The sequence below is a fragment of the Micromonospora sp. NPDC049900 genome (genome assembly GCF_044461025.1).
Taxonomy (GTDB): Bacteria; Actinomycetota; Actinomycetes; order Mycobacteriales; family Micromonosporaceae; genus Micromonospora.
Window position 1 is genome coordinate 172,627 of sequence record NZ_JBITKM010000003.1, and the last position, 15,898, is coordinate 188,524.

Sequence of the window (15,898 nt, forward strand, 5' to 3'; positions counted from 1 at the left end):
GCCGCGAGGCGGTCAGGCTCGGAGGAAGCGCAGCAGCAGGGCGGTGAGTTCCGCCGGCTGTTCCTCGAAGAGCCAGTGGCCGCTGTCCTCGACGACCTCGCCGGTCACCGAACTGGCGTACCGGTGGACCTGCTCGGCCACCTGGCGGCCGAGGCTCGCCTGGGCGCCGATGGCGAGCACCGGCATTGCCAGCATCGACTTCCGGTATTCGGCGTTGTCCGCGATGTCCTGCCCGAAGGCGCGGAAGCACTCGAAGCTCGCGCGTAGGTGGGCCGGGTCACGTAGGTGCCGGGCGTACTCCTCGATGTCCGTCGCGTCCAGGCTGCCCTTGCGCAGCATCAGCGAGTCGGTGAACCGGTCGATCCAGAGCGTCTCCCTACCGGCGACGAGCTGTTCCGGTAGCCCGTTGGTGAGGCTGAAGAAGCCGAAGTTCCACACCCCCGGGCCGGCGGCGGTGAGCGCCGGGAAGGTGTAGATGCCCTCGTCGGGGATCGGTGCCTCGCTGAGTACCAGCCGCTGCACCCGGTCCGGGTGGGCCGCGGCGTACGCGTACGCGACCATGGTCCCGATGTCGTGGCCGACGAGCCGGAGGTCGCGGTTCAGGCCCAGGCTGGTGAGCAGCCCGTGCAGGTCACCAGCGAGGGTCTTCTTGTCGTACCCGCCCGGCGGGGCGTCGCTGCCGCCGAAGCCCCGTAGGTCCGGTGCGATCACCTCGAACGACCGCCCCAACTCCGGCAGGATGTGCCGCCACATGTACCAGGACTGCGGATACCCGTGCAGCAGCACCAGTGTGGGGCCGCTACCGCCTCGGATGTAGTTGACAGCGATGTCGCCGACCTTCGCTCGCTGCTCCGTGAACCCCGCCGGAACCCGTTCGTCAGCCATGATCGACTCCGCTCTCGTCGGGTGCTCGACTACCCCGCCGGCTCCTTTCTATGCCGCGGTGTGCAATTCCGTGCCGCCGTGTGTTAGCAGGGGACCCGTGCTCTACCGGAGGCGTTAACAAGGGGCCCTTCCTTTCACATCACAGCACCCGGCGTGGGCACTTCACAGGTGCGTAGGACAGACTTGCTGCATGGCGGCTCGTGGGTTCCCGTACACCGATCTGAAGGACTTCCTGGCGACGCTGGAGCGCGCGGGCGAACTACGGCGCGTCGGCGTACCGGTCGACCCGACGCTGGAGATCAGCGAAGTCGTCACGCGGACCGTACGGGACGACGGCCCGGCGTTGCTCTTCGAGCGGCCCACCCGGGGCGAGATGCCGGTGGCGATCAACCTGTTCGGCACCGAGAAGCGCACCGCGATGGCGCTCGGTGTCGAGTCGCTGGACGAGATCGGCAACCGGATCGGCGAGATGCTCAAGCCGGAACTGCCGATGGGCTTCTCCGGCATGATGGGCGGCCTGGGCAAGGTGATGCAGCTCAAGTCGATGCCGCCCAAGAAGGTCAAGACCGCGCCGTGTCAGCAGGTGGTCTACCGGGGTGACGACGTCGACCTGAACCGGCTGCCGGGCCTGCAGGTGTGGCCGGGCGACGGCGGGATCTTCCACAACTTCGGGCTGACCCACACCAAGCACCCGGAGTCCGGCAAGCGCAACCTCGGCCTCTACCGACTCCAGCAGCACAGCCACAACACGCTCGGCATGCACTGGCAGATCCACAAGAACTCCACCGCGCACCACGCCGTCGCCGAGCGGCTGGGCCAGCGGCTGCCGGTCGCCATCGCCATCGGCTGCGACCCGGTGGTCAGCTACGCGTCCAGCGCGCCGCTCCCCGCTGACATCGACGAGTACCTGTTCGCCGGGTTCCTGCGCGGCGAGCGGGTGGAGATGGTCGACTGCCTGACCGTGCCGTTGCAGGTGCCGGCGCACGCCCAGGTGGTGCTGGAGGGCTACCTGGAGCCGGGCGAGCGCCTGCCGGAGGGCCCGTTCGGCGACCACACCGGCTTCTACACCCCGGTCGAGCCGTTCCCGGTGCTGCACGTCGAGGCGATGACCATGCAGCGCGACCCGCTCTACCACACGATCGTCACCTCGAAGCCGCCGCAGGAGGACCACGGTCTCGGCAAGGCCACCGAGCGGATCTTCGCGCCGCTGCTGCGCTTCCTCATCCCGGACATCGTCGACTACGACCTGCCCGCCGCCGGGGTCTTCCACAACTGCGCGATCGTGTCGATCCGTAAGCGCTACCCGAAGCACGCCCAGAAGGTGATGAACGCGATCTGGGGCGCGCATATGATGTCGCTGACCAAGCTGATCGTGATCGTCGACGAGGACTGCGACGTGCACGACTACCGCGAGGTGGCGTTCCGCGCCTTCGGCAACGTCGACTACGCCCGTGACCTGCTGCTCACCGAGGGGCCGGTGGACCACCTGGACCACTCCTCCTACCAGCAGTTCTGGGGCGGCAAGGCAGGCATCGACGCCACCCGTAAGCTGCCCACCGAGGGCTACACCCGGGGTTGGCCGGAGGAGATGACCATGTCGCCCGAGGTCGTCTCGCTGGTCGACAAGCGGTGGAAGGAGTACGGCATCTGATGACGACCGCCGCCGTGGAGCCGACCGAACATCCCGGGCGCGTGAAGTCCTTCCTCAAGCTCGTGGCGATCGAGCACTCGGTGTTCGCACTGCCGTTCGCGTACCTGTCGGCGTTGACCGCGATGCAGGTCAACGGTGGTCGGGTGCGCTGGCTCGACCTGCTGCTGATCACCGTGGCGATGGTCGGGGCACGGACGTTCGCGATGGCCGCGAACCGCATCCTGGACCGCCGGATCGACGCGCGGAACCCGCGTACCGCCAACCGGGAACTGGTCACCGGGGCGGTGAGCCTGCGCACGGCCTGGACCGGCGCGGGCGTCGCCCTGGTGGTCTTCCTGGCCGCCGCCGCCCTGCTCAACCCGCTCTGTCTGGTGCTCGCGCCGCTGGCCGTGGTGCCGCTGGTGGTCTACCCGTACGGCAAGCGGTTCACCAACTGGCCGCACGCGATCCTGGCGGTGGCCCAGGCGGTCGGGCCGATCGGCGCCTGGCTGGCGGTCACCGGCACCTTCGCCGGCTCCGGACCGGCCTGGCTGCTCGGTGCGGCCGTCGGCCTGTGGATCGGCGGTTTCGACCTGATCTACGCGTGCCAGGACGCCGAGGTGGACCGTGAGATCGGGGTGCACAGCGTGCCGGCCCGGTACGGCCTGCGCTTCGCGTTGCACGCCTCCACGGTCGCGCACGTGGTGACCTTCGCGCTGTTCGGATGGTTCGGCGTGCTGGTCGGCTTCGGCTGGCTCTGGTGGATCGGTCTGCTGATGACCGCAGTCGCCTTCGGCTACCAGCACCTGGTGGTCACGCCGACCGACCTGAGCCGGGTCAACCGGGCGTTCTTCACCGCCAACGGCTTCGTCGGCATCGCCCTGTTCGCCTTCGCCGTGCTCGACCTGGTCGTCCGGCTCGGCCTGCGCCCCTGAACCCCGTGCGCGTCCGGCGCCCTGCCGTGCGTAGGTGCGGGCTGGGTTCGGGTGCGGGGTTCGGGCGTTAGGAAGGGACCCCTTATCTACCGGAGGCGTTAGGAAGGTGCCCTTCCTTACCCGCGTAGCGGGTGCTCTCCAACGTCCAGTCGATGGTGCCGCGCACGGCCCGGGACACCCCGTCGAGGTGGGCGGTGACGGCCTCGTCCAGCGCCGGACCGAACGACGGCACCCGGGACCGTTGGTCGACGAACTCCCGCATCGTGGTGTGCCAGCGCCGGGTCACCGACTCGATCGCGGCCGTCCGGGACAGCCGGTGTTCGGTGGCGGTCGCCAGCACCAGGTTGTGCCCGCCTGCGGTCGCCTCGTCGCGCTCCAACGAGGCGAGGTCGTTGTACCAGGAGAGCAGGTCGTTGCCGAGGTCCCGGAACCGGCTCAGCACCGGATGGTGGTAGACCGCGTCGGGCAGCGGCCGACCGGTGACGAACTCCACCAGCGGGTACGACACGTACGCGGCCGAGGTGGCGCGGCGCAGTTCGACGTACTCGTCGACGCCGGGCCGGTGACCGTCGGCCTTGTTGGCCGCCTCCCGCCACGTGCCGTCGAGGTGGTGGGCGACCGCGTCGGCGAACCGGGCCCGCCAGGGGGCCGGCATCCGGCGGCGCGGCTCTCGCCACGCGGTCACCAGCAGCCGGCGTATCGGCCCGACCAGCCCGGTCTGCGTTGACCGGGCCCGTCCGAGAAGCAACGCGGGTACGCCGTCGCGCAGCCCACGGATCTCGGCGAGGCCGAACCGGCCGGGCTTGTCACAGGCGTCGTCGACCAGAAAGAACCAGGTGAACAGCGCGGTGAGTACGCGCAGGTCGGGCTCGTCGGCGTCCGGGTAGAGCCGACCGGCGTAGCGGGCGAAGCGGGCACCGGCCAGCAGCCCGACGGTTCCCGTGTCCACCGTCAGCCCGGTCTGCGGCAACCAGTCGATCAACCACTCCTGCACGTCGTCGGCGTACGGCGACAGCCGGGACGGGATCGGACAGGCGTCCCGCAGCGAGGGCAGGACGTCCTGACTCATCCCGATCCCTCCCCCTGAGGTGCCGTACCGCGTGCGGCACCAGGCAGCATGCCAGGTCGCGATGACCCTCGCACGCTGATCGGACATCGATGGCGTAACGACGCACTGCCGCCGGATCGGGGCAGGTCCCGGGGGTGCCGCACCGGTGTCGACGGTGACCAGGCAGGCTTGGGGGATGCGTGAACCATGGGTGGTCGGCGTCTCCGGGGCCTCCGGGACGCCGTACGCGGCCGCAGTCGTCCGCGGACTGCTCGACGCCGGGGAGTCGGTGGATCTGATCGTCTCCCGGGCCGCCCGGCTGACCGTGCTGGACGAGACCGGCAGGTCGTTCCGGGACGCCCACTGGGCGGACGACCTGGGCGCCTGGCTCGGCCGCGACCTGGTCGGCGCCGACGTACGGCACTGGCCGGCGGGTGACCTGGCGGCCGGGCCGAGCAGCGGCTCGTACCCGGTGCGTGGCATGGCGGTGGTACCGGCCAGCACGGCGGCCTGCGCCGGCATCGCCATCGGGCTGTCCAAGGACCTGTTGCAGCGCGCCGCCGAGGTCAACCTCAAGGAGCGTCGACGGGTCGTGGTGGTGCCTCGGGAGACCCCGGTGACCCGTAGCCACCTGGAACACCTGATCGCGTTGCACGACGCGGGTGCGGTGGTGCTGCCGGCCAGTCCCGGCTTCTACGGCGCGGGAGCCGCCGCCTCGGCGGCTCAGCTCGTGGACTTCGTGGCCGGCAAGGTGCTCGACGCTCTCGGCGTACCGCACACCCTGTTCCGCAGGTGGGCGGGGAAGTTGAACGCGGACCGGACCTGACGACCGGTCCGCGTCCCGACCCGCACCACTCAGTACATGCCGGCGTTGGCCGGACCCGGGCCGGTCGAGGCGGCTGGGCCGTTGTTGCGTGGTCTGCCCATCTCGTCCGCCTCTTCCAGCATGCCCTCCCCTTCAAGCAGGGCCCGCACCTCGGATTCCCGAAACCGGCGGTGCCCTCCTGGAGTCCGGATACTGCCGATCCGGCCGGCTGCCGCCCATCGCGTCACAGTCTTCGGGTCAACCCGAAACAGCGCGGCGACCTCACCCGGTGTCAGCAGGCGATCTCCAGTGTCCACAGCCCCCTCCTCGCGTCGACGAAGCCCCCGGCTGAACACACTGCCCCCGGCCGGTGCGAGCCCAGAGCCGTCATGAGGGACGTATGGCAATTACAGCACCAGCGAACTGGCCTGTCCGCCAAACGCGAAAAACGCACTGAGTGAGAAGTTAGTAAATGGTACCGGCGGCGCGCCCTTCCGACCCTGGGTATGCGAACTGTCACCCACTGCCATGCCCAACGGATACCGGAGTCCCGGTGTCACGCGCCGCCGACTAGGGTCACAGTCCGTGGACGCCATCGACCGTAGCCTCGTGGACCTGCTCCGGGGCAACGCCCGCCTGTCGTACGCCGAACTCGCCCGCCAGGTCGGCCTATCCGCGCCGGCAGTGCACGAACGGGTCGGCAAACTGGAGTCCGGCGGGGTCATCCGGGCATACCGGGCCGACGTCGAGCCGGAGGCCGTCGGGCTGGGCGTCACCGCCCTGATCGGCATCGTCGAGGACTCCGGCGCGGACACCGACGACGTGCTGGAGGCGTTCCGGGCGATACCGGAGATCGAGTCCTGCTACTTCATGGCCGGAGTCGAGTCCTTCCTGCTCAAGGCCAGAGTGAGCACCATCGTCGAGTTGGAGCGGCTGATCGTACGGCTGAACCGGACCCCCGGGGTGGCCTCCACCCGCACCGGCATCGCGCTGTCGACCAAGTGGGAGAACCGCCCCCAGCCGGTGGCGCAGACCTCCTCCTGAACGGCTTGCTACCTTTCCGAGCGTGACTCATCTCGACCGCTGCGACGAGGCGGGCCGGCGGTGGGTGACCGAGGCGATCGCCGCCGTCGAGGCGGACGCCAACCGGTCCGCCGACACCCACCTGCTGCCCTTCCCGCTGCCCCGGTCGTGGGGGATCGACCTCTATCTCAAGGACGAGTCGGTGCACCCGACCGGCTCGCTCAAGCACCGGCTGGCCCGCTCGCTGTTCCTGTACGGGCTCTGCAACGGCCGGATCGGGCCGGAGACCACGATCGTCGAGGCGTCGTCGGGCTCCACGGCGGTCTCCGAGGCGTACTTCGCGCGGATGCTGGGGTTGCCGTTCATCGCGGTGATGCCCGCCTCGACATCGCCGGAGAAGATCGCCCAGATCGAGTTCCAGGGCGGCCGGTGCCACCTGGTGCAGGACCCGGCCAAGGTGGTCATCGAGGCACGCTGGCTCGCCGAGGACTCCGGCGGGCACTTCATGGACCAGTTCACCTACGCCGAACGGGCCACCGACTGGCGGGGCAACAACAACATCGCCGAGTCGATCTACGCGCAGCTCGCCCTGGAACGGCATCCCATACCCGCCTGGGTGGTGGTCGGCGCCGGCACCGGCGGCACCAGCGCCACCATCGGCCGGTACGCCCGCTATCGGCGGCTGCCCACCAAGCTCTGCGTGGTGGACCCGGAGAACTCCGCGTTCTATCCGGCCTGGCAGGCGGCCGACTGGTCGGTCCGCACCGGGAGGGGATCGCGCATCGAGGGGATCGGCCGACCCACCGTGGAGGCGTCCTTCCTGCCCGGCGTGGTGGACCGGATGGTGCAGGTGCCGGACGCCGCCTCCCTGGCCGCGATGCGGGCCGGGTCGGCCGTCCTCGGCCGACGGGTCGGCGGGTCGACCGGCACCAACCTGTGGGGCGCCTTCGGGCTGATCGCCGAGATGCGCGCCGCCGGGCGCACCGGCTCGGTGGTCACCCTGATCTGCGACGCCGGTGACCGGTACGCCGACACGTACTACGCCGACGAGTGGGTGGCCGGGCAGGGTCTCGACCTGGCCCCGCACCTGGCGACGGTGGAACGGTTCCTGGCCGACTGTTCCTGGCCGGGCTGAACCGGCCGACGCCTCAGCGGGGCGACGAGCGTTCCGCCAGACCGGGGTAGTGCTGCACGTAGCCGTCCCGGTCCACGTCGACCTCGGCGCTGAAGCCGTCGCTGGCGTACCGGAACCGGTGCGGGCCCAGCCCGGTGTAGACCTGCTCGGCGGGAAGCACGGTCAGGCTCGGCAGCAGCACCCAGGCCACGTCGATCCGGTGCGTGGTGTCGGCGGGCGCGGTGGTCAGGCCGAGTCGCCGCACCGGCAGCGTGTTGAACAGCGGTGAGCCACCCAGGTCGACGTCGAGGGCGTCGACCAGGCGGTCCGGATCCTCCAGGCCGGGCAGCCCGGCAGGGGCCCGCCCGGCGGCGGTCAGGACCGCGTCCAGATCACCCTGCTCGGCCGCGGTCACCCGCCACCGCTCGGTCGCCCGTTCCAGGCGTACGCTCCGCCGCCACCCGGCCCCCTCGACCTCGACCTCCAGGCGGACACTGACCCACTCGGAGTCGGTGGCCACCTGGTAGCGGCAGGTGTAGGGCACCGGGTCGGCGGCGATCTGGGTGCCGTGGGCGGTCAGTCCGGAACCGTCGTCGACCACGGCGTGTTCGGCACCGGCCGTGTCGGACCGGGTCCACAGCAGCGACTTCCGCATGGTCGACATGTTTCGGACGTTACGCCACCGCGCCCGGCCCGGCAGGCCATGCGCCGAAGGACGATCAGTAGGTGTGCGCCCGGGGACGCCCGACCGACCCGCGCCGCTCGTCGCCCCGCACCTCGGAGCGCCCGCCCCGGTCGGCACCGAAGCGGCGCTCCCCGCGCGGCTGGTCACCGTAGGAACGGTCGCCGAAGTGGCGTTCCCCGCGCGGCTGGTCGCCGTAGCTGCGGTCCCCGTAGCGGCGCTCGCCACGCGGCTGGTCCCCGTAGGAGCGGTCCCCGTAGCTGCGGTCGCCGTAGCGGCGCTCCCCGGCGGGGCGGTCACCGAAGCGACGGTCGCCACCGGGCCGGTCGCCGAACCGACGCGGGCCTCCGGTCGGGCGGCCGGGTCGACGCGGCTCGTCCCGCTCCTCGCGCACCGGCACCCCGCTCGGCTCGCGGGCTCCGGTCAGCTCGGCCAATGCGGCGTCACCGACGCGTACCCGGGTCTGCTCCGGCTCCACACCGGCCTTCTCCAGCATCGCCAGCATGGTACGGCGCTGCTTCGGCAGCACCAGGGTGGCCACCGCGCCCGCCTCACCGGCCCGGGCGGTACGTCCGGCCCGGTGCAGGTAGTCCTTCGGATCCTTCGGCGGGTCGACGTGCAGCACCAGCGAGACCCCGTCCACGTGGATGCCCCGGGCCGCCACGTCGGTCGCCACCAACACGTTGGTCCGACCCTCGCGGAACTCGGCCAGGGTGCGGGTACGCATCCGCTGGGTCTTGCCGCCGTGCAGCCCACCCGCGCGTACGCCGACCGCGGCGAGCTGCGTGACCAGCCGGTCCACGCCGAGCTGGGTACGGGCGAAGACGATGGTCCGGCCGGACCGTGCCGCGATCGACGCGGTCACCGGGAACTTCTCCTGCGGCGGGATCAGCAGCAGGTGGTGGTCCATCGTGGAGACCGCAGCGGTCGCGGGCGCGGTGGAGTGCGTCACCGGGTCGGTCATGAACCGCTGGACCAACGCGTCCACGTCGGTGTCCAGAGTGGCCGAGAAGAGCAGCCGCTGGGCGTTCGCGGGCGTCTTCGCCAGCAGCTCGGTGACCTCGGGGAGGAAGCCCATGTCGGCCATCTGGTCCGCCTCGTCGAGCACGGTGACCTCGACGTCGTCCAGGCGGCAGACGCCACGGTCGATCAGGTCGGCGAGCCGACCCGGGGTGGCCACGACCACCTCGACGCCCCGACGCAGGGCGTCGATCTGGCGGTCGTAGGGCACCCCGCCGACGGCGGTCTTCAGGAAGACGCCGACCGCCTTGCCCAACGGCAGGAGCGCGTCGTTGACCTGCATGGCGAGTTCCCGGGTGGGCACCAGGACGAGGGCACGTGGCCGCATCGGGCGGGCCCGGCCCCCCTCGGCCACCCGGGCCAGCAGCGGCAGCCCGAAGGCGAGCGTCTTGCCCGAGCCGGTCTGCCCACGGCCGAGCACGTCGCGGCCGGCGAGGGCGTCCGGCACGGTCGCGCGCTGGATCTCGAAGGGAGCGGTGATGCCCTGCCGGGCGAGGGCGCGTACGAGCGGCTGGGGCAGACCCAGCGCGCCGAAGTCGATCGACTGGTCGGGGCCGGCGGCGTCGGCCGGCAGATCGGTGGGAACGTCGGAGGCGGACAGGGGCATGCCAGAGGCAGCGGAGGTGGTCAAGAAATGCCTTTCGAGCGGGGCGCACCTTCGCGATGTCCCGCCACGGCACTGCGCCGCCGGATCCGTCCGCAAGAACGCCCATGGGCGCGCGGTTCGCGCGCCAGGTCAGTGATCGCCCACAAGTGTACGGCGAGAGTCGTCACCACGCGGGAACCGGATGGGGGTAGTGGGCGGGCTCACCCGTCGTTCAGCCGGTCAGACCGCTCAGCGCGTCGTTCGTCAACAGGACGACGAGCACGCTGAACGCCACCAGCAGGCCCAGCGCGACCGCCAGCACGATCAGCACCCGCAGGGTGTTCCCGGACCGTTCGGCCGGAGTGTCCGTCCAACCCTGCGCCAGGATGTGACCGGTCAGTGACCCGGAGTTCTCCTCGCCGACCGGGAAGGCCACGGTGTTGGCCCCCGAACCGCCCGCGTAGTAGGCGCTCAGATCGGACCCGCCGGGACGGTACGCCGCCGACCCGGCCGACCCGGCGGTGTCCGGCCGAGGTCCGAGACCGGTTGCTGCCGCTGGTCCGGCCGCCGACGGCGGGTGCGGCCGGGAGACCGGCCTGGTGATCTCCGGGTCGTCCAGCGGCACCGGCCGGGTCCGGTCCGGGTCGCTGCCGAGCGGTGCCGTCGGCGGCTCGGACGGCAACAGCCCCGGCCGTACCGAGGGGCGGGCTGCGACCCCCGGCGAGTCGCCGACCGGCTCGTCCCGACGCCCGCTCGCAGTGGTCGTTGGCGGCCAGGTCGGCAGCGCCGGAGCCGGTACCACCGGGGGTGCCGAGAAGGGCGGGGCCGACGCCGCCGTGGTCGAGGCAGCCGCAGCCGATGCCGCCGGGGTCGCTGCTGCCCTGGCCGACCCGACCGTGGCGGACCCGAGGGAAGCCGATCCCATGGCCGACTCGACGGAGGCTGACCCGACTGCGGCCGACCCTGCTGGGGCCGACCCGAACGGGGTCGGGGCGGCGGTGGCCGGCGGCGGCGGGAACGGTGGTGCGGGCATCGGACCGGGCGGCGGCGGTGGCGACGGCACGGGTGGGCCGGGCGGCGGGGCGGGCGGACCCGGCACCGGCGGTGCCGGTCGGGGAGCGGGTGGCGGCGCGGGCACCGGCCCCGGCGGGTACGGCCCGGGCGTGGGTGGTTCCGGCACCGGGACGGGCGGCGTCGGCGAGGGCGGATTGGGTCCCGGCACCGGTGCGGGCGGCGTCGGCGCGGGCTCCACCGGCTCCGGCACGGGCTGCGGTTCCGGCGTCGTCGGCTGCGGTGGCTCGACCGGCCGGTCGGCCTCGGACGACTCCGGGGCGGCCTCGGACGACTTCGGGGCGATCGGCGTCGACCGGTAGACCCCGGCCGCCCGCGAGCCACCACCGGCGGACGCGGCCTCGTCCGCGCTGACCTGGCCCGTCCCGGCGACCCGGACGCTGGCTCGGGCCGACGTCGGCGGCACCGGCTCGCGCTGCCCGGGAACGCCGGCCGTCCCGGCCTTGGCGGCCCCGATCACGCCCGCGCTGCCGACGGCCCGGTTCATGCCCGTGTTGCCGACGATCCCGCTCACGCCCGCGCTGACCGGCGGTCGGTCGGTCTCGGGGGTCACCGGGACGCCGGCCCGGTACGTGGTCCCGCCGCCCGTCGCCGAAGCGCCGGACCCGGGCGCGGCCGGGGCGGCGGGTCCGGCGCCGACGGCCGAGTCCCCGGGTGCGGGTACGCGGGCGACGCCCGCCCGGCCGCGTACCGGTGACCGATCGGCGTCGCCGGGGGTCGTTGACGCCGGAACGGCGGAAGCAGTGCCGGCCGGGTCCGGGTCGGACGGAGCGGGCTCCGGGACGGCCGGACCGGACTGCGAAGTGGGGGACGCAGGCTCAGGTGTGGAGGAGGCGGCCGGAGCGGGTGCTGCGGCGTCGGTCGGCGTGACGGTGGACGCAGGGTCGGCCGGCTTCACCGGAACCTCGTGTTCGGTCATCCTCGTCCTCCGTGCCACGCTCGCACCCGGATCCGTACCACCGGACCGGCAGTGCCTGGATGACACCGTGCCACATCCCGACCGGATGGCACACCCGTAGCCCGCACAGTGTCCCTCGTGTACGCGTGGGACGGGCCGGATCGCCCTCGGCGGGCCCCGCCCGGGTCAGCGACCGCCGGTGGTGGACGGGGTGGCCGAGGCGCTCTCCTCGGCAGCCCTGCTGCTCGTCGCCGTGGTAGGGGTGGAACTGCTGCGCGTCGGGGTGAGGCTGCTGTTCTCCGTGCTCGGGGTGGCCGTGGTCGACGGGCTCTCCGACGGCGAGGTGGTCGGCGACGGCGTCACCGAGGGCGAGGGGGTGCCGGTCGGCGTCGGCGTGGGCGAGCCCGTCGGCGTGGGGGACGGCGACGTCGGTCGCGGCGTCGGCGTCGGCTTCGGGCTGGTGGTGGGCTTCGGGGTCGGCTTCGGCGTGGGCTTGGGCGCCGGTGGCTGCGACGGAGTGGGCGAGGCGGCGGGCGCCGGGACCGCGCCGACCACCCGGGTCGCGGCGTACAACCGGGACCAGCGCACCGTCGAGATCTTCACCACGTCGCCGGTGGTGGGTGCGTGGATCATCTTGCCGCCGCCGACGTACATGCCCATGTGGTGGATCGTCCGCCAGCTACTGCCGGAGGCGAAGAAGACCAGGTCGCCGGGGAGCAGTGCGTTGCGCGGCACGGTACGGGCCCGGGTCGCGTAGTACTGGTCGCGGGAGACCCGGGGCAGTTTGTTGTACCCGGCCGACCGGTACGCCGACCAGACCAGACCGGAGCAGTCGAACGAGTTCGGACCGGTGGCACCCCAGACGTACGGGTCGCCGAGCTGACGGCGGGCGTACGCGAGGGCGGCCAGCGCGGTGGGGTGCGCGACCAGCCCGTCGGCCGACTGGTCGACGTAGTCGGCACCGAGCTGCTGCTCGGCGGCTTCCTGCTGGCGGGCCAGCGTGATCAACTGCGCGGAGTTCTCCTCGCGCAGCTTGACCAGCTTCGCCTCTTCCTCCCGCAGCGACTGCTGCGTGGCGGCGTACTGCTGCTGGACCCCGCGCAGCCGCTGCTCGGCCGCGGTGAACGCCTGCGTGGCCACCTGCTCCTCGGCCCGGGCGCGACTGACCTGGCCGGCGGCCGGGCCGGTGGCGCCCTCGCTGCGCTCGCCCCGGTTTGCCCGGTGCAGCAGTTCCAGGTCGCGCAGGGTGGCCGCCCAGTCGCCGGGCGGTTGGGCGGCGTCGACCTTGATCGCCTCGGCGGCGACCTGGTCGGCGCGCTGCTGGGCCTGCTGGACCGCGGCCCGGGCGAACTCCAGGGTGCGTTGCGCGGCGGTGTGCTGCGACTCGGCCTCGGTGCGCTGCTGTTGCAGGTCGAGCAGTTGGGTGCCGAGTTCGCCGATCCGTGCCTCGACGGCGTTGATCTGGGCTTCGAGCGCGTTGCCGGCGGGGGTGACGGTCGGGGCGACCACGCCGGGGGTGCCGCCGGTCGGTGCACCGGGCAACTGGAGCTGACCGGCGACGGCCGGGCGGGATCCGGTGTCGGGCACCGTGGCCGGGATGCCCGGCTCGGCGTACGCGGGCGCGGCGAGGACGGCGCTCGCGACGGCGCTGAGCAGGGCGGACCAGAGCATCGGCCGCAGCACCGGCGAGACCACCGGACTCCGTCGCCGTCGCCGTCGTCCGTCCGTGCTGTCGACCATCGCGCTCCCGTCCGGACCTGCTACGCCACGCCGGGGGTCGGACGCGGACGTGGGGACGCTACTGCCAGGTGTCGCCGGATCGCGGTCACCGGTGCGAGGTGTGGCGTGCCCCATCCTGTCTTACCTCACCTGGTGCGCGGTGTCGATGTTTGGACGGGTTAAAGAAAACTGTGAGTTCGGGAGACGCTGGTCACCGAAGGACCACGGTGTGAGCAGCCCGGGTGTGCGACGTAGGCTCTGACTGCGGCCGGTAGCGGTCGCGGACGCAGGGGAAAGGGACGGGCTTTCGATGGACGCCGGACTCAAGCGCGAGCTCGAAGCGAAGGTGTACGCCGGGGAGCGGCTGACCCGTGAGGACGGCATCGCGCTCTACTCCAGCGATGACCTGACCTGGTTGGGGCGGCTGGCCCACCACGCGCGCACCGAGCGCAACGGCGACCGGGTGATGTTCAACGTCAACCGGCACCTCAACCTGACCAACGTCTGCTCCGCCTCCTGTGCGTACTGCTCCTTCCAGCGCAAGCCGGGCGAGAAGGACGCGTACACGATGCGCATCGACGAGGCGGTCCGCAAGGCCAAGGAGATGGAGGACGAGCAGCTCACCGAGTTGCACATCGTCAACGGCCTGCACCCGACGCTGCCCTGGCGCTACTACCCGAAGGTGCTGCGCGAGCTGAAGGCGGCGCTGCCGAAGGTCAAGCTCAAGGCGTTCACCGCGACCGAGGTCCAGTGGTTCGAGAAGATCAGCGGGCTGACCGCCGATGCCATCCTCGACGAGCTGATGGAGGCCGGTCTGGAGTCGCTGACCGGTGGCGGCGCGGAGATCTTCGACTGGGAGGTCCGCCAGCACATCGTCGACCACGCCTGCCACTGGGAGGACTGGTCGCGGATCCACCGGCTGGCGCACAGCAAGGGCATGAAGACGCCGTCGACCATGCTCTACGGCCACATCGAGGAGCCACGGCACCGGGTCGACCACGTGCTGCGGCTCCGTGAGCTACAGGACGAGACCGGCGGCTTCGTGGTCTTCATCCCGCTGCGCTACCAGCACGACTTCGTGGACTCGGCGGACGGCAAGGTCCGTAACCGGATCCAGGCACGCACCACGATGGCCTCGCCGGCCGAGTCGTTGAAGACCTTCGCGGTCTCCCGGCTGCTGTTCGACAACGTGCCGCACGTCAAGTGCTTCTGGGTGATGCACGGGCTCTCGGTGGCCCAGCTCTCACTCAACTTCGGCGTGGACGACCTGGACGGCTCGGTCGTCGAATACAAGATCACCCACGACGCGGACTCGTACGGGACGCCGAACACGATGCACCGGGACGACCTGTTGCACCTGATCTGGGACGCCGGCTTCCGCCCGGTCGAGCGGAACACCCGCTACGAGGTGGTCCGCGAGTACGACGCCGCGCCGAGCATGGCGGAACGCCGTTCCGAGCCGCAGCAGGTCTGGGCCTGAGTCGACGCGTACCCTGGCACGACGATGAGCGAGCAGCAGGGCGCGTTCCCGCGCCGGGACGACGACGGGCGCATCCGGTTCCTGGGTGACCTGCTCGGCGTCAGCCTGGCCGGGGTGGTCATCGGGATGCTGGTGTTGGTGCTCTTCGACACCGCTTTCGCCTGGTTCGGCGCCGGAGACTTCGGTCAGGCCAACGGCTGGCTGGCGGTGATCCTGGCCGTCTGGCTGTTCTGGGAGGACTTCCGGGCCTGGGAGTTCGGCGCGCCCCGGGTGGTGGCCGGGTTGGTGGCGCTGGCGATGGCGGTGGTCTCCGGCCTGCTGGTGGCGGGCGTGGTGACCGGGCTGTCGCCGCTGCTCTCCGGTGGCCTGGCGGCGGTGACGTTCACCGTCGTGTACGCGCTGGTCTGGTTCCCCGGCGTCCGCTGGCTGGTCGACCGGACGACCTGAGGTCGCCCTGCGTCGTGCGGCGAGGCCGCACGGAGGAGCGAAGAGAGGCCGCCCTCGGCGGAGAATGGAGTACGACGTGAGCGCGGCGGCCAAGTACACCCTCGGCCGGATCGGCCTGTTCGTGGTCGTGATGCTGGCCCTCTGGCCGGTCGACATGGACATCTTCCTCAAGCTGATCCTGGCCCTGCTGTTCTCCGCCGCGGTCTCCTTCTTCCTCCTCAAGGGCGTACGCGACCAGATGGCCGAGGAGATGGCCGCCGCCGCCGAGCGGCGCCGGTCGGAGAAGGAGCGGCTACGGTCCGCCCTGGCCGGCGAGGACCAGGCCGACACCGACACCGTCTCCGGCGGTCAGGCCGACGGCGGGACGACCGACCAGCCCGGGTCCGCCACCGAGCCGGGGCGCGGCCCGTCCTCCTGACCAGTCGCGACGGGACCATGTCGTCGGCATGAGGATCCGGCTGGGATGGGCCGGACAGCGATCGATGTTGATATGACCATGTGACCGGTGGTGGGCTGTCCGCTACCGGGCGGGGAACCCCCGCGCCTCCAGGAGGT

General features: G+C 71.8%; 16 protein-coding genes. 9 read left to right on the forward strand and 7 right to left on the reverse strand.

The window, feature by feature from the left end:
* Nucleotides 1–12: 12 nt before the first annotated feature.
* Nucleotides 13–885 carry an alpha/beta fold hydrolase gene (locus ACIBMZ_RS09095; protein ID WP_396692058.1) on the reverse strand — a complete coding sequence of 291 codons (873 nt, stop codon included), beginning with the start codon at nucleotides 883–885 and terminating at the stop codon, nucleotides 13–15.
* 190 nt (nucleotides 886–1,075) lie between these two features.
* On the opposite strand from ACIBMZ_RS09095, the gene ACIBMZ_RS09100 reads away from it, so the two are divergent.
* Together ACIBMZ_RS09100 and mqnP are read left to right on the forward strand one after the other, a co-directional pair.
* The gene (locus ACIBMZ_RS09100) at nucleotides 1,076–2,536 is read left to right on the forward strand and encodes a menaquinone biosynthesis decarboxylase (RefSeq protein WP_396692059.1); all 1,461 of its coding nucleotides are present in this window, start codon (nucleotides 1,076–1,078) and stop codon (nucleotides 2,534–2,536) included.
* A complete protein-coding gene (gene mqnP, locus ACIBMZ_RS09105; RefSeq protein ID WP_396692060.1) occupies nucleotides 2,536–3,450 on the forward strand; it encodes a menaquinone biosynthesis prenyltransferase MqnP in 915 nt (304 codons plus the stop codon). Before ACIBMZ_RS09100 ends, mqnP begins: the two co-directional genes overlap by 1 nt.
* Before the next feature lie 82 nt (nucleotides 3,451–3,532).
* On the opposite strand, the gene ACIBMZ_RS09110 is transcribed toward mqnP, so the two are convergent.
* On the reverse strand, nucleotides 3,533–4,519 hold the full coding sequence (locus ACIBMZ_RS09110; RefSeq protein WP_396692061.1) for a terpene synthase: 987 nt from the start codon (nucleotides 4,517–4,519) through the stop codon (nucleotides 3,533–3,535).
* 175 nt (nucleotides 4,520–4,694) lie between these two features.
* Here ACIBMZ_RS09110 and ACIBMZ_RS09115 point away from each other — a divergent pair, with 175 nt between their 5' ends.
* Nucleotides 4,695–5,324, forward strand: coding sequence for a UbiX family flavin prenyltransferase (locus ACIBMZ_RS09115; protein ID WP_396692062.1), 630 nt, complete (start codon nucleotides 4,695–4,697; stop codon nucleotides 5,322–5,324).
* A gap of 29 nt (nucleotides 5,325–5,353) precedes the next feature.
* On the opposite strand, the gene ACIBMZ_RS09120 is transcribed toward ACIBMZ_RS09115, so the two are convergent.
* Complete coding sequence (locus ACIBMZ_RS09120) at nucleotides 5,354–5,620, reverse strand: BldC family transcriptional regulator (RefSeq protein ID WP_396692063.1); 267 nt, start codon at nucleotides 5,618–5,620, stop codon at nucleotides 5,354–5,356.
* Between the two features lie 268 nt (nucleotides 5,621–5,888).
* Between ACIBMZ_RS09120 and ACIBMZ_RS09125 the strand changes: the two genes are divergently transcribed.
* On the forward strand, nucleotides 5,889–6,347 hold the full coding sequence (locus ACIBMZ_RS09125; RefSeq protein WP_387258362.1) for an Lrp/AsnC family transcriptional regulator: 459 nt from the start codon (nucleotides 5,889–5,891) through the stop codon (nucleotides 6,345–6,347).
* A gap of 22 nt (nucleotides 6,348–6,369) precedes the next feature.
* Nucleotides 6,370–7,461 carry a PLP-dependent cysteine synthase family protein gene (locus ACIBMZ_RS09130; RefSeq protein ID WP_396692064.1) on the forward strand — a complete coding sequence of 364 codons (1,092 nt, stop codon included), beginning with the start codon at nucleotides 6,370–6,372 and terminating at the stop codon, nucleotides 7,459–7,461.
* Between the two features lie 13 nt (nucleotides 7,462–7,474).
* Here ACIBMZ_RS09130 and ACIBMZ_RS09135 read toward each other — a convergent pair whose 3' ends face one another.
* From ACIBMZ_RS09135 to ACIBMZ_RS09145, 3 genes are all read right to left on the reverse strand, one after another.
* Complete coding sequence (locus tag ACIBMZ_RS09135) at nucleotides 7,475–8,104, reverse strand: putative glycolipid-binding domain-containing protein (RefSeq protein ID WP_396692065.1); 630 nt, start codon at nucleotides 8,102–8,104, stop codon at nucleotides 7,475–7,477.
* A gap of 55 nt (nucleotides 8,105–8,159) precedes the next feature.
* Nucleotides 8,160–9,749 carry a DEAD/DEAH box helicase gene (locus ACIBMZ_RS09140; RefSeq protein ID WP_396692066.1) on the reverse strand — a complete coding sequence of 530 codons (1,590 nt, stop codon included), beginning with the start codon at nucleotides 9,747–9,749 and terminating at the stop codon, nucleotides 8,160–8,162.
* A 211-nt stretch (nucleotides 9,750–9,960) separates the two neighbouring features.
* Nucleotides 9,961–10,353, reverse strand: coding sequence for a hypothetical protein (locus ACIBMZ_RS09145; protein WP_396692067.1), 393 nt, complete (start codon nucleotides 10,351–10,353; stop codon nucleotides 9,961–9,963).
* Between ACIBMZ_RS09145 and ACIBMZ_RS09150 the strand changes: the two genes are divergently transcribed.
* Entirely contained in the window at nucleotides 10,328–11,101 is a 774-nt protein-coding gene (locus ACIBMZ_RS09150) for a hypothetical protein (protein ID WP_396692068.1), read from the forward strand. The two genes, ACIBMZ_RS09145 and ACIBMZ_RS09150, sit on opposite strands and share 26 nt — an antisense overlap.
* A gap of 782 nt (nucleotides 11,102–11,883) precedes the next feature.
* Here the strand turns inward: ACIBMZ_RS09150 and ACIBMZ_RS09155 are convergent.
* A complete protein-coding gene (locus tag ACIBMZ_RS09155; RefSeq protein ID WP_396692069.1) occupies nucleotides 11,884–13,437 on the reverse strand; it encodes an NlpC/P60 family protein in 1,554 nt (517 codons plus the stop codon).
* 289 nt (nucleotides 13,438–13,726) lie between these two features.
* On the opposite strand from ACIBMZ_RS09155, the gene mqnE reads away from it, so the two are divergent.
* The 3 genes from mqnE to ACIBMZ_RS09170 all read left to right on the forward strand — a co-directional run bounded on the left by mqnE (nucleotide 13,727) and on the right by ACIBMZ_RS09170 (nucleotide 15,761).
* Nucleotides 13,727–14,896: an aminofutalosine synthase MqnE gene (gene mqnE, locus ACIBMZ_RS09160; protein ID WP_396692070.1), complete on the forward strand. Its 1,170-nt coding sequence runs from the start codon at nucleotides 13,727–13,729 to the stop codon at nucleotides 14,894–14,896.
* Between the two features lie 24 nt (nucleotides 14,897–14,920).
* Nucleotides 14,921–15,343, forward strand: a complete 423-nt coding sequence (locus ACIBMZ_RS09165; RefSeq protein ID WP_396692071.1) for a hypothetical protein — start codon at nucleotides 14,921–14,923, stop codon at nucleotides 15,341–15,343.
* 76 nt (nucleotides 15,344–15,419) lie between these two features.
* On the forward strand, nucleotides 15,420–15,761 hold the full coding sequence (locus tag ACIBMZ_RS09170) for a DUF4229 domain-containing protein (RefSeq protein WP_396692072.1): 342 nt from the start codon (nucleotides 15,420–15,422) through the stop codon (nucleotides 15,759–15,761).
* Nucleotides 15,762–15,898: the final 137 nt, after the last annotated feature.